The sequence below is a fragment of the Streptomyces durhamensis genome, from assembly GCF_000725475.1.
In the GTDB taxonomy this organism is placed as follows: domain Bacteria; phylum Actinomycetota; class Actinomycetes; order Streptomycetales; family Streptomycetaceae; genus Streptomyces; species Streptomyces filipinensis.
On record NZ_JNXR01000012.1, the window covers coordinates 223770 to 241838 of the forward strand.

Genomic DNA, 18069 nt, shown 5'->3' on the forward strand with positions numbered 1-18069 from the left:
CGGTCCGGCCTCATGTCCCCCCACCGCGGACATGAGGCCGGCGCCGCTGCCGTGCTGTGCCCGCTACCACCTCTCGACGAGCGGAGTGAGCAGCTCCGCCCGCCGGGCCCGCAGCACCCGGGTTCCGGCGGTTTCGAGCCCGAAGGTGGTGAAGGCCGTTCGGGCGGGCAGCCGGTAGGGCTCCTCGCCGGTGAGGGAGTTGAGGATGGTGGCGCTGCGCCAGGCGGCCAGGCCGAGGTCGGGGGCGCCGACGCCGTGGGTGTGCAGTTCGGCGTTCTGGACGTAGACCGTGCCGGTGACCAAGGGGTCCAGGACGAGGCGGTACTCCTCGTCGATGCGCGGGCGTTCGCTGCTGTCGCGGCGCATATAGGGGTCGAGTCCGGCGAGCAGGCGGCCGAGGGGGCGTTCGCGGTAGCCGGTGGCGAGGACGACGGCGTCGGTGGTCAGCCGGGAGCGGCTGTCCTGCTGGAGGTGCTCCAGGTGCAGCTCGACCTTGGTGGTGGCGATCCGGCCGGCCGTGCGGACGCTGACGCCGGGGGTGAGGACGGCGTCGGGCCAGCCGCCGTGCAGGGTGCGCCGGTACAGCTCGTCGTGGATGGCGGCGAGGGTACCGGCGTCGATGCCCTTGTGCAGCTGTCCCTGGGCGGCGACCAGCCGGTCGCGGACGGGCTCGGCGAGGGCGTGGAAGTAGCGGGTGTAGTCGGGGGTGAAGTGCTCCAGGCCGAGCTTGGAGTACTCCATCGGCGCGAACGCCTCGCTGCGGCCGATCCAGTGCAGCTTCTCGCGGCCGGGCGGGCGGTGGCGCAGCAGGTCCAGGAAGACCTCGGCGCCGGACTGTCCGGAGCCGACGACGGTCACGTGTTCGGCGGCCAGCACGGCGGACCGGTGGTCCAGGTAGTCGGCGGCGTGGATGACGGGCACGCCCGGGGCGTCCACCAGCGGCTGGAGCGCGTCGGGCACATAGGGGGCGGTGCCGACACCGAGGACGATGTTCCGGGTGTAGGTACGGCCCAGCGCCTCGACCTCGCCCTGGGCGTCCAGCTGGGTGAAGTCGACCTCGAACACGTCCCGTTCGGGGTTCCAGCGGACCGAGTCGACCTGGTGGTGGAAGCACAGCCCGGGCAGGCTCTGCGCGACCCAGCGGCAGTAGGCGTCGTACTCGGCGCGCTGGATGTGGAAGCGCTCGCCGAAATAGAAGGGGAAGAGCCGCTCGCTCGTCCTGAGGTAGTTCAGGAAACTCCAGGGGCTGGTCGGGTCGGCGAGGGTCACCAGGTCCGCAAGGAAGGGCACTTGGACGGTGGCACCCTCGATGAGCAGGCCGGGGTGCCAGTCGAAGCCGGGGCGCTGTTCGTAGAAGACGGCGTCGAGTTCGGCGAGCGGGTGGGCGAGGGCGGCCAGGGAGAGGTTGCACGGTCCGATGCCGATGCCGACCAGATCGCGGGGGGAGGCCGGATCGTGGCCTGGGGAGTTGGTCATGCGCGGGTGCCTTCTTCTGCGAGTTTCAGGAGCTGGGCCAGGTCGTCCGGCCGGGTGTGGGGGTTGAGGAGGGTGACCTTGAGCCAGAGGCGGCCGTCGAGCCGGGCGCGCCCGAGGACGGCCCGGCCCTCGTGCAGCAGCCCGCGGCGTACGGCGGCCACGGTGTCGTCGCCGGCGCCGGCGGGCCGGAACAGGACCGTGCTGATCACGGGCCGGTCATACAGCTCGAAGCCGGGGTGTTCCCGGACCAGCGCCGCGAACTCGGCGGCCCGGGAGCAGACTTGGTCGACCAGGGCGCCGAGTCCGGTGCGGCCGAGGGTCTTCAGGGTGACGGCGATCTTGAGGATGTCGGGGCGGCGGGTGGTGCGCAGCGAGCGGTCGAGCAGGTCGGGAAATCCGGCCTCGGTGTCGTCGGCGGCGTTCAGGTAGTCGGTGCGGTGGTGGAGTACGGCGAGTTCGGCGGGGCGGGCGACGGCGAGGAGGCCGGCGGCTGCCGGCTGCCAGCCGAGCTTGTGCAGGTCGAGGCCGACGGTGTGGGCGGCCTCCAGGCCGGCGAGCTTCTCGCGGTGCCGGTCGCTGAAAAGGAGGCCACCGCCGTAGGCGGCGTCGATGTGCAGCCGGGCGCCGTGGGCGGTGCACAGACCGGTGATCTCCGGCAGCGGGTCGATGAGGCCGGCGTCGGTGGTGCCGGCGGTGGCGGCGACCAGCAGGGGGCCGGAGAGCGCGGTCAGGGCCGCGTCCAGGGCGGCGAGGTCGAGGGTGCCGCCCGGCGCCGGGACGACGACCGGGTCGGGCAGACCGAGCAGCCAGGCGGCGCGCGGCAGCGAGTGGTGGGCGTTGGCCCCGCACACCAGCCGCACGCTGCCGCCGTGGGCCTCGCGGGCGAGCAGCAGCGCGAGCTGGTTGGACTCGGTGCCGCCGGAGGTGACGAGGGCGTCGGCGAGGCCCGCGGCGTGGGCGAGCGCGCGGGTGACGGCGGCCTCCAGCGCGGAGGCGGCCGGGGCCTGGTCCCAGGAGTCCAGGGACGGGTTGAGGGCGCTGGCGGCGAGGTCGGCGGCGGTGGCCACGGCGAGCGGCGGGCAGTGCAGATGGGCCGCGCACAGCGGGTCGGCGGGGTCGGCGGCGCCCTCCGCGAGGGTGTGCACCAGGGCGCGCAGGGCATCGGGGTCGCCGTGGTCCGGCAGGACGTCCCCGAGGACGTCGGCGACGCGCGCGGCGACGGCCTCGGGACCCCCGGCGGGCAGCGGTCCGCCGCGCGCCCGGCCGCCGGCCTCGAGGGCCTCCAGGACGGTGCCGAGGAGGGAGCGCAGGGTGCCGGGGCCGTGGGGGCCCGAGGCGAGGGGCGGCGTGCGCAGAGGTTCTGCACCGCTCATCGGCTGTCCTCCCGCTCCTGGGCCGGCCTTCGGTATCCAGCTTGTACGGGAAGAGGACCGGTTGTCCCGAAAGACCGACGATAGGAACCCGAAAGTGGGTACTGCCGTGTAGAGAAGGCCCGTTGGGGAAGCGCCGCGGATCGGTGCGAGCCGGTCAGTCCCGTCCGTCGAAGTCCTGCGCGTGGTCCCGGGCCCACCGGGCGAAGGTGCGGGCCGGGGTGCCGGTGAGTTTCTCCACGGTGCCGGTGATCTCCGGGGGCACGCCGATGGTGTCCTCGAAGGACCGCAGCAGCCGTTCGAGCATGTGCGGCGGGACGTGCGGGAACAGCTCCGGGCCCGCCTCGCGGGGGTCCGTCTCCACGAACGTCAGCTCCCTGCCGACGGCCGCGCCGATCGCCGCGACCTGCTCGGCGTTGGTGGTGGCCGCGGGCCCGGTCAGCCGGTGTACGGCGTCCTCGTGTCCGCCGTCGAGCAGGACCCGCTCGGCGACGGCCGCGATGTCGTCCTCGTGGATGGGTGCGCTGAGCGCGTCCGCGAAGACCCCGCGGACGGTGTTCCCGGCGCGGACCTGCGGTGCCCACTGCAGGGCGTTGGTGGCGAAGGCGTTAGGCCGCAGGAAGGTCCAGTCGAGCCCGCTGTCGCGGATCTGCTGTTCGACCGTGGCGTGCATGACGTGGATGGGATGGGTCTCGTCGGCGCCCTCCTGGATGATGCCGCTGGAGAGCAGCACGACGTGCCGCACGCCGTGGGCGCGGGCCGCCGCCAGCAGGTCGGCCGCGCCGGCCTGCGCGTAGAGGAAGAGGGCCGTGGCCCCGCCGAACAGGGCGGCCGGGTCGTCCGGCCGGAACCGCACGACCTCGGCGCCGTCGGGCAGTGCGGCCCGCTGCGGGTCGCGGGTGAGCGCGCGCACGGGCCGGCCCGCGGCGAGCAGGCGGTCGACGAGGGCACGGCCGACGTTGCCGGTTGCGCCGGTCACTACGATCACGGAAGTCGCCTCCGAAGGCTCGGTTGATCGTTCCTGACGGCTCCGAGCCTAGGATCGGCGTCCGGACCGCCGCATCGTCGCCAGGGACCAGCCGCGCCCTAGGTCGCCGGACCTACTCCGCCATCGCGCCCTGTGCCTCCCGGTCCTCCTGTCCCCCGTTCCCCTCCTGCGCCCCGTGGGCCTGCGGGCCGCGCACGCGCAGGGCGCGGGCCAGGTCGTCGAGGCGGTCCGCGAGGGTGCGGCGCAGGGCCGGGGTGGGGTCGGCGTCGCGCAGACACGCCTCGCCCAGCCGCAGGTTCTCGGTGTCGACGGCGTACGCCGGGAAGGCCCAGCGGCCGGCCGCGACCGCCAGGGCGGGACCGCGCCGGGCGCTGAGGGCGACGGCGTCCGGGTAGAAGCGCGGCACGTACTCCCGTACCAGGTCGGCCTGTTCGGGCTGCCAGAAGCCCTGTGCGGTGGCCGTGAAAAGGTAGTTGGACAGGTCGTCCCCGGCGAACATCGCCTCCCAGGCCGCCCGCTTGGCCTGCGGATCGGGCAGGGCGGCACGGCAGCGTGCGGCGCCCTCCTGGCCGGTGGCGCTCGGGTCGCGGTCGAGCTCGGCGGCGATGGCGGCCTCGTCGGTGTCGCCGAGCGCGGCGAGCCGGCCGAGGATGCGCCAGCGCAGCTCGGGGTCGAGTTCCGGACCGCCGGGCACCGTGCCGTCGGCGAGCCAGGCGGCGATGGTGTGGGGGGTGGCGGCCACGGAGATCAGGTACCGCACGGCGATCAGGCGCAGGCCGGGATGGTCGCCGTCCTCGGTGCGCCGCAGCAGGTCGCGGCAGAGGGCGGTGAGGGTGGACAGGGCGGCCGGGCGGTCCTCGGGCCCGAGGTACTGGTCGGCGATCGGTCCGCAGGCGAAGGCGAGGACGCCCTGGGCGATGGCCAGGTCGGTCTCGTGAGGGAGGTGGGCGCGGGCCGTCTCCAGGTAGGCGGCGGGCGGGAGTTCGCCGTCGCGCACGGCGTCGCGCAGGGCGTTCCAGACGACCGCGCGGGTGAGCGGGCCGGGCAGTCCGGACAGGCCGGTGCGGACCGTGTCGAAGGACTCGGCGTCGAAGCGGACCTTGGCGTAGGTGAGGTCGCCGTCGTTGAGCAGGAGCAGCGCCGGACGCTTGCCGATGGGCTGCGGGGCGGTCTGCGGGACGTCGAGGTCGAGGCGTTCGCGCAGCACCAGCCGGCCCTCGTCGGCGATGTCGTGGTCGTACAGGCCCACGGCAAGGCGGTGCGGGCGGCTGCCCGCGTGGTCGACGGTCAGGGTGCAGGTGCCGTCGGCGGCGGCGACGACCGGCGTCAGCTTGTCCACGCCCGTGGTGCGCAGCCAGCTGTCGGCCCAGGCGGGCACGTCCCGGTCGGTGGCGGAGGCGAGGGAGTCGATGAAGTCGGCCAGGGTGGCGTTGCCGAACTTGTGCCGGGCGAAGTGGGTGTTGATGCCGGCGAGGAACTCCTTCTCGCCGATCCAGGTGGCCAGCTGGCGCAGCGCGGAGGCGCCCTTGGCGTAGGAGATGCCGTCGAAGTTGAGCAGCGCGGAGGCCGTGTCGTCGACCTTCTCGGGGGCCACCGGGTGGGTGGTGGGCCGCTGGTCGGCGTCGTAGCCCCAGGCCTTGCGGGCGACGCCGAACTCGGTCCAGGGGCCGGTGCCCCACCTTCTGGGGGAAGTCCGCCCGGAGCCGGGAAGAGCGGCCTCGGCGGTGGTCTGGTAGCCCATGTACTCGGCGAAGGACTCGTTCAGCCAGATGTCGTCCCACCACGTGAGGGTGACGAGGTCGCCGAACCACATGTGGGCCATCTCGTGCGCGATGACCATCGCGCGGGTCTGCCGCTCGGTGTCGGTGACGGCCGAGCGGTAGACGAACTCGTCGCGGAAGGTGACCAGGCCCGGGTTCTCCATGGCGCCCGCGTTGAACTCGGGGACGAACGCCTGGTCGTAGGAGTCGAAGGGGTACGGCTCCTCGAACTTCTCGTGGTAGCGGTCGAAGCACGCGCGCGTGACGTCGAGGATCTCCTCGGCGTCGGCGTCCAGGTGGGGCGCGAGGGAGCGGCGGCAGTGGATGCCGAAGGGCAGTCCGCGGTGCTCGGTGCGCACCGAGTGCCAGGGGCCGGCGGCGACGGCGACGAGGTAGGTGGAGATCGGCGGGGTGGGGGCGGCCTGCCAGTGGCCGTCGGCCCGCTGCTCGGTGATGCCGTTGGCGAGCACGGTCCAGCCCTCGGGCGCCCTGACCGAGACCTCGAAGACGGCCTTCAGGTCGGGCTGGTCGAAGGCGGCGAAGACCCGCTGGACGTCGTCCATGAACATCTGCGTGTAGACGTACGTCTCGCCGTCGCTCGGGTCGGTGAAGCGGTGCATGCCCTCGCCCGTGCGGGAGTAGCGCATGGCCGCGTCGACGCGCAGTTCGTGCTCGCCCGCGCCGAGGTTCCTCAGCGGCAGCCGGCCGTCCTGCAGCGACTCCGGGTCGAGGGGCTGTCCGTCGAGCGTGACGGCGCGCAGCGCGGCGGGCTTCAGCTCCACGAACGTGTCCCCGGCCGACCGTGCGGTGAACCGGATCACCGTGCGGGAGTCGAAGGTCTCGTCCCCCGTCGTGAGGTCCAGTTCGACCGTGTAGCGGTGGACGTCGAGGTGCTGCGCTCGGAGCTGCGCTTCATCGCGCGTGAGTACGGACATGCAGGCCATGCTGCCTGATCGCACCGACAGGGCACAGAGGCTGGGCGGCTTCACGGCTTATGTCCGGCTGCTCCCCCTTCCGCTTCGGACGGCCGGATGCGGGCCGGGGGTCAGGCGTCCGGCTGCTGCCCGTTGGCGGTGTCCTCGGCGATGCGCTCGTGGTGCCGGATCACCTCCGCGATGATGAAGTTCAGGAACTTCTCGGCGAAGGCCGGGTCGAGCTTGGCGTTCTCCGCGAGCCGGCGCAGCCGCTCGATCTGGCGGGCCTCGCGGGCCGGGTCGGCGGGCGGCAGCTGGTGCACCGCCTTGAGCCGGCCGACCTGCTGGGTGGCCTTGAAACGCTCGGCGAGCAGGTGGACGACGGCCGCGTCGATGTTGTCGATGCTGTCGCGCAGCCGCGCCAGTTCCTGGCGGACCTCGGGGTCCACGTCACCGGTTCCGATGTCGCTGGTGGTCATGGACGTCAGCCTATGGGTTCGCCGGGCCGGCTCTCGGCGGTGTCCGGAGAGTGGATCATCGGCGGATCGTCCGGGTCCGGGACGCGGTCGCTCCAGCCGCCGGGCACGCTGCGGCCCTGCTGGGCGCGGAAGCGGACCGGGGCGAGGCCCACGCGGCGGGTGAACAGCCGGGAGAAGTACGCGGGGTCGTCGTAGCCGACACGGCGGGCCACGGCGGCGACGGGCAGCTCGGTCGCGGCGAGCAGTTCCTTGGCGCGGCCGAGGCGGATGCCGAGCAGATAGTCCTTGGGGCTGCAGCCCGCGGCCCGGCGGACGGCGCGACGCAGCTCGGCGGGGGTCATGCCGTGCACGCGCGCGTGGTCGGCGACGCTCAGCGGCGCGCAGGCGTCCCGCGCGAGCGCCTGGAGCACCTGGTCGCCGTCCGGGGCGAGGTCGGCGCGGGCACGGCGCAGGGCGACGAGGAGTTCGTGCACGGCGGCGCCGGTCTCCACCTCCAGCAGCGGATTGCCACGCCGGGCGGCGCGGGCGATGCGGGCGACCACCGCGCGGGGCCCCGAGGCGTCGGAGAGCGGGACGACGGGCCGCTCGGGTTCGATGTAGCCCAGTTCGGTGTACGTCGCGGCGGCGGGTCCGGCGAAGTCGACGAAGCCCTCGTCCCAGCCGGTGCCGGGGTCGGGCGCGTAGTGGTGGGGCACGCCGGGGGTGAGCCAGAGCAGCGCGGGCGCGGTGACGGCCGTACGACGGCCGTCGGCGCCCCGGTACCAGCCGCAGCCCGCGCTGATCACGACGGCCACGTGGTGGTCGAGGGTGCGCGGGCCGACCGTGGGCAGCGCGCCGTGCTGCAGACCGACGCCGAGGCAGACCAGGCCGAGGCGGTGATGCGCGGGCCCGGGGCTGAAGAACCGCATCCAGGTCTGGTACATCGGCACTCCTCCCGGGCGTGCTCCGAGACGGCCTTCCGGCGTTTTGTCCAAGCAGTGCCGATCTTCGTCCATGGCGCTGACCGCCGGAAGGGGTGAGGCTGGGGCGCATGAGCGAGTTCGCGGTGGGGGAATCCGACTTCCTGCTGGACGGGCGGCCGGTACGGCTGCTGTCCGGGGCGATGCACTACTTCCGGGTGCACGAGGGGCACTGGCGGCACCGGCTGGCGATGCTGCGGGCGATGGGCCTGAACTGCGTGGAGACGTACGTGCCGTGGAACCTGCACCAGCCGGTCCCGGGCGGCTACCGGGACGTGCGGGCGCTCGGCCGCTTCCTGGACGCGGTCCGGGAGGCCGGCCTGTGGGCGATCGTGCGGCCGGGTCCCTACATCTGCGCCGAGTGGGAGAACGGCGGGCTGCCGCCCTGGGTCACGGGCGCGCCGGGCACGCGCGTGCGTACGCGTGACGAGCGCTGGCTGGTCCCTGTGGAGCACTGGTTCCACCACCTGATGCACGAGATCGCGCCCCGGCAGATCGACCGCGGCGGCCCGGTCGTCCTGGTGCAGGTCGAGAACGAGTACGGCAGCTACGGCAGTGACACCGGGTATCTGCGGGAGCTGGCGGATCTGCTGCGCGCCAAGGGCGTCACGGTTCCGCTGGTCACCTCGGACGGCCCCGAGGACCACATGCTGACCGGCGGCTCGCTGCCCGGGGTGCTCGCCACGGTGAACTTCGGCTCCCACGCGCGCGAGGCCTTCGCGGCACTCCGCCGCCACCGTCCCGAGGGCCCGCTGATGTGCATGGAGTTCTGGTGCGGCTGGTTCGACCACTGGGCCGGTGAGCATGTCGTCCGGGACCCGGAGGAGGCCGCCGGGGCACTGCGGGAGATCCTGGAGTGCGGGGCGTCGGTGAACCTCTACATGGCGCACGGCGGCACGAGCTTCGCCGGCTGGGCGGGCGCCAACCGGGGCGGCCCGCTGCACGAGGGCCCGCTGGAGCCCGATGTGACCTCCTACGACTACGACGCCCCGGTGGACGAGTACGGCCACCCGACGGAGAAGTTCTGGCGTTTCCGCGAGGTACTGGCCGAGTACCGCTCCGAACCCCTGCCCGAACTGCCGCCCACGCCGCCCCCGTTGGCCCGCCCGGCAAAGGTGACGCTGGACGGCTGGGCGTCCCTGGGTGACGTCCTGGAGACGCTGGGCGGCGAGGAGACGGTCGCACCGCTGCCGCCCTCCTTCGAGGAACTGCACGTCACCCGGGGCCTGGTGCGCTACGAGGTGCACGTGCCCGGCCCACGGCAGCCGTACCCGCTGACCCTGCGCGGGCTGCGGGACCTCGCGGTGGTGTACGTCGACGGGGAGCGGGCCGGGGTGCTCACCGAGGAGGAGCCGCGGCTGAAGGAGCCCGTGGCGGGGCCCGCGCGCGTGGAGCTGTGGGTGGAGTCCCTCGGAAGGGTGAACTACGGGCCGCGTTTCGGCGAGCCGAAGGGGATCACCGGCGGCATCCTGCACGAGCGGCAGTTCCTGCACGGGGTACGCGCGCGTGGCCTGGATCTGGACGCGTTCGAGGGCGGGGTGGACGCGGTGCCGTTCGGCACGCTGCCCGCGGTGGGCGCACCGGGCCTGTACCGGGGCACCGTCACGGTCCACGGGGCCGGGGACGCCCGGCTGGAGCTTGTGGGCCGGACGCGCGGCTTCGTCTGGATCAACGGCTTCCCCCTGGGCCGTTACTGGTCGGTGGGCCCCCAGCGGTCCCTGTACGTCCCCGGTCCGGTGCTGCGGGAGGGCGAGAACGAGGTGTGGGTGCTGGAGCTGCAGGAGACGGACCCGGACCGGCCGGCGCCCCGTCTGCTTCCCGTGTGAGCGGCGGCTCGTCCCGCCTACAGTGGAGAGGAGTTCCGGCGTCTTTGGGGGTGTGGACGTGGCGAACGGCGGACCGGTCCAGCACGGCTACCCGCATCTGGAGACGGTGCGGGCCGCCATCACGGCGCTGTACAGGCGCCTGTCCTACGCCACCGTCCAGACGTTCTCGGCCAGTGTGGCCCCCGCGGACGTCGCCTTCTGCGACACCGACGACCTGCATCTGGGCGCACAGAGGGTGGCCCGCGAGATCGTGCGGCACTTCCGGCTGCCGGACGCGCGGCTGATCGTCGGCTTCCGGGAGATGACCCACGCGGCGAACGTCGAACTGGCGGCGGGACCCGAGTACTTCGTGGAGCTGAACGACCGTTTCCGCACCCACCGCAGGGACATCGGCGCGGCGCTCGCCCACGAGGTGGCGCACGTCTACCTGCACCGCCTGGACCTCTCCTTCCCGACCACCGCGGAGAACGAGATCCTGACGGACACGGTGACGGCCTACCTGGGCGCCGGCTGGCTGCTGCTGGACGCCTACCGGGAGGACGCGCTCTCCTCGCAGAAGCTCGGCTACCTCACCCCGGAGGAGTTCGGTTACGTCCTGGCCAAACGGGCGCTGCTGTTCCAGGAGGACCCCTTGGTGTGGTTCACCAGCCCGCAGGCCTACGACGCGTACGGCAAGGGGATGGCCCTGGCCCGCCGGGACGAGCAGCAGCCGCCGCTGACCGGGGCCGGCTGGGCGGGCCGGCGCCGCTACGCCCACGACCGCCGGCACGCGCCCGGCATCCAGCCGACGGCCCCCTACACCTTCAGCCCCGACCCCGCCGGGCACCTCCGGGTGTCTTTCCCCTGCCCCACCTGCCAGCAGCGGATCCGGGTACCGGTGAAGGGGCGGGTACGGGCGCGGTGCGGGCTGTGCCGGACGGTACTGGAGTGCGACACGTAGGCCCACCGCACCCCGCCGGGGCCAGCCTCCGGTGGTCCGGGACGGCGGCCGGCTACTCGGCCACCGCCCGCCGGGGAAGCCACGCGCACAACCCGCCGCACAGCACGAACGCCCCGATCACCCACGGCATCGCATCAGCCAACGCCGCGGACATCCCCTTGCCGACGGCCCCGAAGAACACCGTGCCGACCACGCCGGCCCCCACCGCGCCCCCGAACTGCTGAGCCGTGGAGAAGATCCCGGACGCCCCGCCGGCCAACTCCCCCGGCACCGCCGACAGCACGACGTTCACCAGCGGCACCACCAGGAACCCCAGCCCCGCCCCGGCGATGAGCAGCCCCGGCACCAGCGGCCACGCTCCGGTGTGCGCGGCCGGTGCCCCGTCGACGACGGCTCCGACCCAGCCGAGGCCGCCCGCCATCAGCAGCGCCCCGGCACCGAGCACCAGCCGCCCGTACCGTACGGCGAGCCCGTCCGCGGCGGGCGCGGTGAGGAAACCGCCGGCCGAGAAGGCGACGGTCACCAGCCCGGCCTGCATCGGTGTGTACCCCTCGCCGGCCTGCAGCCAGACCGCGAAGACGAGGAAGAAGCCCTGCATCCCGACGGAGAAGAGCAGCTGGACGAGCACGCCCACCGAGAACGCGGGGAGCCGGAAGGCGCGGGCGGGCAGCAGCGGCACCGTCCCGGGCCGGTGCCGCAGGGCCTCGTACACCCCGAGTCCCACCACGGCCGCGCCCCCCGCACCCAGGCAGACCCAGCCCCACAGCGGCCAGCCGTTCTCCCGGCCCTGCACCAGCGGCAGCACGATCGCGACCAGGCCGCCGGCCAGGAGCAGACTGCCCAGGACGTCCGGCCGGCCCGCCGAACGCTCGCGCGTGGAGGGGACCAGCAGCAGTCCGCCTGCGAAGGTGGCCACGGCCACCGGCACGTTCACCAGGAAGACCGAACGCCAGCCCCAGCCGAACAGGTCGGCGTCCGTGAGCACCCCGCCGAGCAGCAGCCCGACGGCGGAGGCGAATCCCGCGACCGCGCCGTACATCCCGAAGGCGGCCCCGCGTTCCTTGCCCTGGAAGAGCGTGCGGAACGAGCCGATCACCTGCGGGACCAGCACGGCGGCCAGGACGCCCTGGACCGCGCGGGCGGCGATCAGCTGTCCCGGTGACTGGGCGATTCCGCAGGCCAGGCCGGCCAGCCCGAAACCGGCCGTGCCGGCGAGGAAGAGGGGCCGGCGGCCGATGCGGTCGCCGAGGTACCCGAAGACGATCAGGGCGGCGGCGAAGCCGAGCAGGTAGGCGGAGACGATCCATTGCAGGTCGCTCGCCGAGGCGTGCAGATCACGGCTGATGGACGGCACGGCCACGCTGACGATCGTGGTGTCCAGGAGGTCCATGAGCGCCGCGGTCATCATCACGACGGCGGCGGCCCAGCGGCGCGGATGGGGTTCCGTCGTGCTGGAGGGAGGTTCGGTGAGCGTTGCGGGCATGGGGGTCTCCTCGGGTTCCTCGGCCACGGATGCATGTCGGCGGACTCGTGCCGACGAACTGTCGACGAACTGTCGACGGAGTTATTTCGTTCGGCCTAACGAAAGAGTTGCACCGAGACGACGCCGGCGCAAGTCATTAGTTCGACCGAACGAAATTTTTGTTAGGCTGAGGACATGGCCAAGGCAGACGAGAAGCGGGACGAGGCGGCACGGTCCGAGGTGCTGGGGCAGCTCATGACGGTGGGCCGGACCCACAGCGCGGTCACGGTCATGTTCCACTCGGCGGTCGCCGCCAAGCAGGGGCTGAACGCGACGGAGGAGAAGACCCTCGACCTCCTCCAGCGGCACGGCCCGCTCACCGCGAAGGAGCTCGCCGAGCTGACCGGGCTCGCCCCCGCCTCCGTCACGGGACTGCTCGACCGGCTGGAGACCAAGGGTTTCGTCCGCAGGGTCAAGCACCCGACGGACAAGCGCCGGGTGCTGGTCGAACTGAACCAGGACAAGCTCGCCGAGCTGGCCGTGTTCTTCGAGGACTGGGCCCGTGACATCGCCGAGGCCTGCGAGGAGTTCAGCACGGAGGAGCTCAGGACGGTGATCCGCTTCCTGTCCGCGATGAGCGAGCGGCAGCACGCGGCGGCGGCCCGGCTGACCGGCTGACCGGCCGGCCCTGGCTACGCCCCGTAGACCGCCCCCGGCGGTTCCGCCGCCGCCAGGAGCTCGCGCGCCGCCTCCCCCGCCTCGGCCGGTGTCCACCGTGCGCCCTTGTCTGCGGCGGGGCCGGGCCGCCAGCCCTCCATGACGGTGATCCGGCCGCCCTCCGCCTCGAAGACCCGGCCGGTGACCCCCGCGCTCGCGGCCGAGCCCAGCCAGACCACCAGCGGGGAGACGTTCTCCGGCGCCATGGCGTCGAAACCGGTGGCCGGGGCCGTCATGGCCTGCGCGAAGGCACGTTCCGTCATGCGGGTGCGGGCCGCGGGCGCCACGGCGTTCACCTGGACGCCGTAGCGGGCCAGTTCGGCCGCCGCGACCAGGGTCAGCCCGACGATCCCGGCCTTGGCGGCGCTGTAGTTGCCCTGCCCGACCGAGCCCAGCAGACCGGCACCGCTGCTGGTGTGGACGACCCTGGCCTGCGGGATCCGCCCGGCCTTGGCCTCGGTCCGCCAGTGCGCGGCGGCGTGCCTCAGGGGCAGGAAGTGCCCTTTGAGGTGAACGCGGATCACGGCGTCCCAGTCGTCCTCGCCGAGATTCACCAGCATCCGGTCGCGCAGGAAGCCGGCGTTGCTGACGAGCGTGTCGAGACCTCCGTACACCTCCAGGGCGGTCCGGACCAGGGAGGCGGCGCCGTCGGCGGTGGCGATGTCACCGCCGTGCGCGACCGCCTCGCCGCCGGCGGCCCGGATCTCGGCGACGACAGCTCCGGCCGGACTCTGCGCGCCGCGCTCCCCGTCCAGTCCCACACCCAGGTCGTTGACGACGACCCGGGCGCCTTCGGCCGCGAAGGCGAGGGCATGGGCGCGGCCGAGCCCGCGGCCGGCCCCGGTGACGACGACGACCCGGCCGTCGCAGATTCCGCTCATCTCGACTCCCCTGTCACTTCTCGCGGTTGACGGTCGTGGCGTCCAGAAAGGCGGGCCGCTCCCCGCCGCCGTGCACCTGCAGACTGGCTCCGCTGATGTAGGCGGCCGCGTCGGAGGCGAGGAAGACGGCGGCGGCGCCGACGTCGGCGGGGGCGGCGAGCCGGCCGAGCGGGACGGTGGCGGAGACGGCGGCGATGCCGTCCGGTCCGCCGTAGTGCAGATGCGACAGCTCGGTGCGGACCATGCCGACCACGAGCGTGTTGACGCGCACCTCCGGCGCCCACTCCACGGCCATGGAGGCGGCCAGTTGCGCGAGGCCCGCCTTGGCCGCGCCGTACGCGGCGGAACCGGGCGAGGGCCGGCCGCCGCTGACACTGCCGATCATCACGACCGAACCCCGGCTGCGGCGCAATCGCTCGTACGCGGCGAGGGACGCGGTCAGCGGTGTGACCAGGTTCAACTCGATGACTCTGGCGTGCCGTTCGGCGTCGGCGTCCGCGAGGCGCCGGTACGGTGTGCCGCCCGCGTTGTTGACGAGGACGTCGAGCCGGGGCAGCGCGCCGAAGAAGGCGTGGACGGCGGGCACGTCGCGCAGGTCGAGGGGGACGAACTCGACGCCCTCCAGGGGCTGTTCGGGCGGCCTGCGGGCACAGGCCACGACCCGGGCGCCGGTATCGGCGAACGCCCGGGCGATCCCGGCCCCCACACCCCGGGTGCCGCCGGTGACGACGACGGTTCGGTCGCGGGTCATGTCGTGGGTTCGGTCGCGCTTCCTGCCGTGGGTCCTGTCGCGGATGGTGTCGCGCGGCGAGTTATCCACAGGCCCTCCCGCTCGTCTGCACCGGCTGCTAGCTTCGAAGCCTCGCACCTAACAAATGTTTGGTGGAAAGGTAGCTGATGCGCCCATGGGTGTCTCCCGTTCGTCCCCGGAAAAAGGCGTTTGCGTGGTCACCGTCGACTTCCCGCCGGTGAACGCGCTGCCGGTGCACGGCTGGTTCGACCTGGCCGACGCCGTGCGTGCCTGCGGCCGCGACGCCGACGTCCGGTGCGTGGTGCTGGCCGCCGAGGGCCGCGGGTTCAACGCGGGCGTGGACATCAAGGAGATACAGGCGCGGGGGCCACAGGCGCTGATCGGCGCCAACCACGGCTGCGCCGAGGCCTTCGCCGCGGTCTACGAGTGCGCGGTCCCCGTCGTCGCGGCGGTGCAGGGCTTCTGTCTGGGCGGCGGGATAGGCCTGGTGGGCAGCGCGGACGCGATCGTGGCGAGCGAGGACGCCTCCTTCGGGCTGCCCGAGCTGGACCGGGGCGCGCTGGGGGCGGCGACCCATCTGGCCCGCCTGGTCCCGCAGCACCTGATGCGCGCCCTGTACTACACGGGCCGTACCGCGAGCGCCGAGGAGCTGCACCGGCACGGCTCGGTGTGGCGGATGGTGCCGCGCGCGGGGGTACGGGCGGCGGCGGTGGAGCTGGCCCGCGAGATCGCCGCCAAGGACGGGCGGCTGCTGCGCATGGCGAAGGCGGCCATCAACGGCATCGACCCGGTCGACGTCCGCCGCAGCTACCGCTTCGAGCAGGGCTTCACCTTCGAAGCCAACCTCAGCGGACTGGCCGACCGGGTCCGCGACACGTTCGGGAAGGAGGGCGCGTAGATGGGTGACAAGACGATGACCGCCGACGAGGTGGTCTCCCGGCTGGAGAGCGGCATGACCCTCGGCGTCGGCGGCTGGGGTTCCCGCCGCAAGCCGATGGCGCTGGTGCGGGCGCTGCTCCGCTCCCCGATCGCCGACCTGACCGTGGTGTCGTACGGCGGCCCGGACGTCGGGATGCTCGCGGCGGCCGGCCGGATCCGTAAGCTGGTCACCGCCTTCGTCACCCTCGACTCCATCCCGCTGGAGCCGCACTACCGGGCGGCGCGCGAGCGGGGCGCCTTCGAGCTGACGGAGGTCGACGAGGCGATGTTCATGTGGGGACTGCGCGCCGCCGCGAACCGGCTGCCCTTCCTGCCGGTCAGGGCCGGCCTCGGCTCGGACGTCATGCGGGTCAACCCCGGCCTGCGCACGGTCACTTCGCCGTACGAGGACCAGGAGACGTTCGTCGCCATGCCCGCCCTGCGCCTGGATGCCGCCCTGGTGCACGTCAACCGCGCCGACCGGCTGGGCAACGGCCAGTACCTGGGACCGGACCCGTACTTCGACGACCTGTTCTGCGAGGCGGCGGACGCGGCGTACGTCTCCTGTGAACGGATCGTCGGCACGGCCGAGCTGACGAAGGCGGCGGCGCCGCAGACCCTGCTGGTCCGACGGCATGTGGTGACCGGCGTCGTGGAGGCCCCGGGCGGCGCGCACTTCACGTCCTGCGCCCCCGACTACGGCCGGGACGAGGCGTTCCAGAAGCGGTACGCGACCACGCCGTGGCCCGAGTTCGCGGCGCGCTGTCTGTCCGGGGACGAGCGTGCCTACCGGGCGGCGGTCGAGGAGGAGTCATGAGCGAGGCCACACCGGCCGCGGACGGCGTCGTGTCCCGCGCCGAGTACTGCGTCGTCGCCTGCGCCGAGGCCTGGCGGGGCGGGGGCGAGATCCTGGCGAGCCCGATGGGCCTGGTCCCGTCCGCCGGCGCCCGTCTCGCCACCCGGACCTTCGCGCCCGACCTGCTGCTGACCGACGGCGAGGCGATGATCACGGGCCCGGACGGCACGGTCGAGGGCTGGCTGCCGTACCGCAAGCACCTCGAACTGGTCACCGGGGGCCGGCGGCACGTGATGATGGGCGCGAGCCAGATCGACCGGTACGGCAACCAGAACATCTCCTGCATCGGCGACTGGGCGAAACCGGCGCGGCAGCTGCTCGGGGTGCGCGGGGCACCGGTCAACACGCTCAACAACCCGACGAGTTACTGGATCCCGAAGCACTCCCGGCGGGTCTTCGTCGAGAAGGTCGACATGGTGTGCGGGGTCGGGTACGACCGCGCGGCCGGCGCTCCGTACCACCGCATCCCTCGTGTCGTCTCCGACCTCGGCGTCTTCGACTTCGCCACGCCGGGCCGCACGATGCGGCTGGTCTCGGTGCATCCGGGCGTGACGGTGGAGCAGGTGCGGGAGGCGACCGGGTTCGACCTCGTGATCCCGGACGAGGTGCCGTACACCCGCCGGCCGAGCGCCGCCGAGCTGCGCCTGATCCGCGAGGTGATCGATCCGGGCAACACCCGGGCCAGGGAGGTTCCGCTCTGATGGACACCGCGCTCACCCGGCTGGCCGGGGTCCGCCATCCGGTCGTGCAGACCGGGATGGGGTGGGTGGCCGGCCCCCGGCTGGTCTCGGCGGCGGCGAACGCGGGTGCTCTCGGCATCCTGGCATCGGCGACCATGACACGGGACCGGCTGCGCGAGGCGATACGGGAGGTGAGGTCCCGTACCGACGCGCCGTTCGGGGTGAACCTGCGCGCCGACGCGGGCGACGCGGCCGACCGCGTGGAGATCATGGTGGCGGAGGGCGTCCGGGTGGCCTCCTTCGCCCTGGCACCCTCGCGTGAGCTGATCGCCCGGCTCAAGGAGGCGGATGTGGTCGTGATCCCGTCCGTCGGGGCGCGCCGGCACGCCGAGAAGGTGGCCGCCTGGGGTGCGGACGCGGTGATCGTGCAGGGCGGCGAGGGCGGCGGGCACACCGGCGAGGTGGCGACGAGCGTGCTGCTGCCGCAGGTGGTGGACGCGGTGGACATACCGGTCGTGGCGGCGGGTGGCTTCTTCGACGGGCGGGGTCTGGTTGCGGCGCTGGCCTATGGGGCTGCCGGGGTGGCGATGGGCACGCGGTTCCTGCTCACCTCCGACTCGACGGTGCCGGACGCGGTGAAGGCCCGGTATCTGGCGGCGACGGTCCGGGACATCACGGTCACCCGGGCGGTGGACGGCCTGCCGCACCGGATGCTGCGCACGGACCTGGTGGAGACGCTGGAGCGGTCGGGACGGGTAGGGGTCCTGGCCCGTGCGCTGCGGAAGGCGGCCGGTTTCCGCCGGTTGTCGGGGCTCACCTGGCGGCAGCTGGTGCGGGACGGGCTCGCGCTCAAGCACGGCAAGGAGCTGTCCTGGAGCCAGGTCCTGCTGGCCGCGAACACGCCGATGCTGCTGAAGTCCGCGATGGTGGACGGCCGTACGGACCTCGGGGTGATGGCGTCCGGGCAGGTCGCCGGGGTGATCGACGACCTGCCGTCCTGCGCGGAGCTGGTGGAGCGGATCGTGAAGGAGGCGGAGGAGGTGCTGGAGGGACTGACACGACCGCGGGACGGACGGCGCTGACGGGCGGGAG

16 protein-coding genes are annotated in these 18069 nt (G+C 73.3%); 7 read left to right on the top strand and 9 right to left on the bottom strand.

All coding sequences use genetic code 11. The features are described from left to right. Positions 1 to 63 precede the first annotated feature (63 nt). The 6 genes from IO33_RS0118705 to IO33_RS0118730 form a co-directional block, all read right to left on the bottom strand. Positions 64 to 1476 carry a lysine N(6)-hydroxylase/L-ornithine N(5)-oxygenase family protein gene (locus IO33_RS0118705; RefSeq protein WP_031166308.1) on the bottom strand — a complete coding sequence of 471 codons (1413 nt, stop codon included), beginning with the start codon at positions 1474 to 1476 and terminating at the stop codon, positions 64 to 66. Continuing rightward, positions 1473 to 2849: a pyridoxal phosphate-dependent decarboxylase family protein gene (locus tag IO33_RS0118710; RefSeq protein ID WP_031166310.1), complete on the bottom strand. Its 1377-nt coding sequence runs from the start codon at positions 2847 to 2849 to the stop codon at positions 1473 to 1475. The genes IO33_RS0118705 and IO33_RS0118710 overlap by 4 nt, the downstream gene beginning before the upstream one ends. 154 nt (positions 2850 to 3003) lie before the next feature. Then, positions 3004 to 3834: an NAD(P)H-binding protein gene (locus IO33_RS0118715; RefSeq protein WP_031166312.1), complete on the bottom strand. Its 831-nt coding sequence runs from the start codon at positions 3832 to 3834 to the stop codon at positions 3004 to 3006. Between the two features lie 112 nt (positions 3835 to 3946). Beyond that, entirely contained in the window at positions 3947 to 6529 is a 2583-nt protein-coding gene (gene pepN, locus IO33_RS0118720) for an aminopeptidase N (protein ID WP_078963761.1), read from the bottom strand. A gap of 110 nt (positions 6530 to 6639) precedes the next feature. Continuing rightward, a complete protein-coding gene (locus IO33_RS0118725) occupies positions 6640 to 6987 on the bottom strand; it encodes a chorismate mutase (protein ID WP_031166317.1) in 348 nt (115 codons plus the stop codon). 5 nt (positions 6988 to 6992) lie between these two features. Continuing rightward, entirely contained in the window at positions 6993 to 7910 is a 918-nt protein-coding gene (locus IO33_RS0118730; RefSeq protein ID WP_031166319.1) for a helix-turn-helix domain-containing protein, read from the bottom strand. A gap of 107 nt (positions 7911 to 8017) precedes the next feature. Between IO33_RS0118730 and IO33_RS0118735 the strand changes: the two genes are divergently transcribed. After that, positions 8018 to 9772 (top strand): glycoside hydrolase family 35 protein, encoded by a 1755-nt coding sequence (locus tag IO33_RS0118735; protein ID WP_031166322.1) that lies wholly within the window; start codon positions 8018 to 8020, stop codon positions 9770 to 9772. A 58-nt stretch (positions 9773 to 9830) separates the two neighbouring features. Beyond that, complete coding sequence (locus tag IO33_RS0118740) at positions 9831 to 10712, top strand: hypothetical protein (protein ID WP_031166324.1); 882 nt, start codon at positions 9831 to 9833, stop codon at positions 10710 to 10712. A 52-nt stretch (positions 10713 to 10764) separates the two neighbouring features. Here the strand turns inward: IO33_RS0118740 and IO33_RS0118745 are convergent, their stop codons facing one another. After that, on the bottom strand, positions 10765 to 12195 hold the full coding sequence (locus IO33_RS0118745) for an MFS transporter (protein WP_031166326.1): 1431 nt from the start codon (positions 12193 to 12195) through the stop codon (positions 10765 to 10767). A gap of 174 nt (positions 12196 to 12369) precedes the next feature. On the opposite strand from IO33_RS0118745, the gene IO33_RS0118750 reads away from it, so the two are divergent. Beyond that, positions 12370 to 12852 carry a MarR family winged helix-turn-helix transcriptional regulator gene (locus IO33_RS0118750; RefSeq protein WP_031166328.1) on the top strand — a complete coding sequence of 161 codons (483 nt, stop codon included), beginning with the start codon at positions 12370 to 12372 and terminating at the stop codon, positions 12850 to 12852. A gap of 14 nt (positions 12853 to 12866) precedes the next feature. Here IO33_RS0118750 and IO33_RS0118755 read toward each other — a convergent pair whose 3' ends face one another. Further along, a complete protein-coding gene (locus IO33_RS0118755; RefSeq protein ID WP_031166330.1) occupies positions 12867 to 13772 on the bottom strand; it encodes an SDR family oxidoreductase in 906 nt (301 codons plus the stop codon). 13 nt (positions 13773 to 13785) lie between these two features. Next, complete coding sequence (locus IO33_RS0118760; RefSeq protein WP_031166332.1) at positions 13786 to 14523, bottom strand: SDR family oxidoreductase; 738 nt, start codon at positions 14521 to 14523, stop codon at positions 13786 to 13788. 154 nt (positions 14524 to 14677) lie between these two features. Here IO33_RS0118760 and IO33_RS0118765 point away from each other — a divergent pair, with 154 nt between their 5' ends. The 4 genes from IO33_RS0118765 to IO33_RS0118780 are packed head-to-tail and all read left to right on the top strand — an operon-like array spanning position 14678 to position 18059. Continuing rightward, positions 14678 to 15421 carry an enoyl-CoA hydratase family protein gene (locus tag IO33_RS0118765; RefSeq protein WP_031166334.1) on the top strand — a complete coding sequence of 248 codons (744 nt, stop codon included), beginning with the start codon at positions 14678 to 14680 and terminating at the stop codon, positions 15419 to 15421. Beyond that, on the top strand, positions 15422 to 16258 hold the full coding sequence (locus tag IO33_RS0118770; protein WP_031166336.1) for a CoA transferase subunit A: 837 nt from the start codon (positions 15422 to 15424) through the stop codon (positions 16256 to 16258). It abuts the gene before it with no gap. Next, positions 16255 to 16998: a CoA-transferase subunit beta gene (locus tag IO33_RS0118775; RefSeq protein WP_031166339.1), complete on the top strand. Its 744-nt coding sequence runs from the start codon at positions 16255 to 16257 to the stop codon at positions 16996 to 16998. The genes IO33_RS0118770 and IO33_RS0118775 overlap by 4 nt, the downstream gene beginning before the upstream one ends. Beyond that, positions 16998 to 18059, top strand: a complete 1062-nt coding sequence (locus IO33_RS0118780; protein WP_031166341.1) for an NAD(P)H-dependent flavin oxidoreductase — start codon at positions 16998 to 17000, stop codon at positions 18057 to 18059. Before IO33_RS0118775 ends, IO33_RS0118780 begins: the two co-directional genes overlap by 1 nt. Positions 18060 to 18069: the final 10 nt, after the last annotated feature.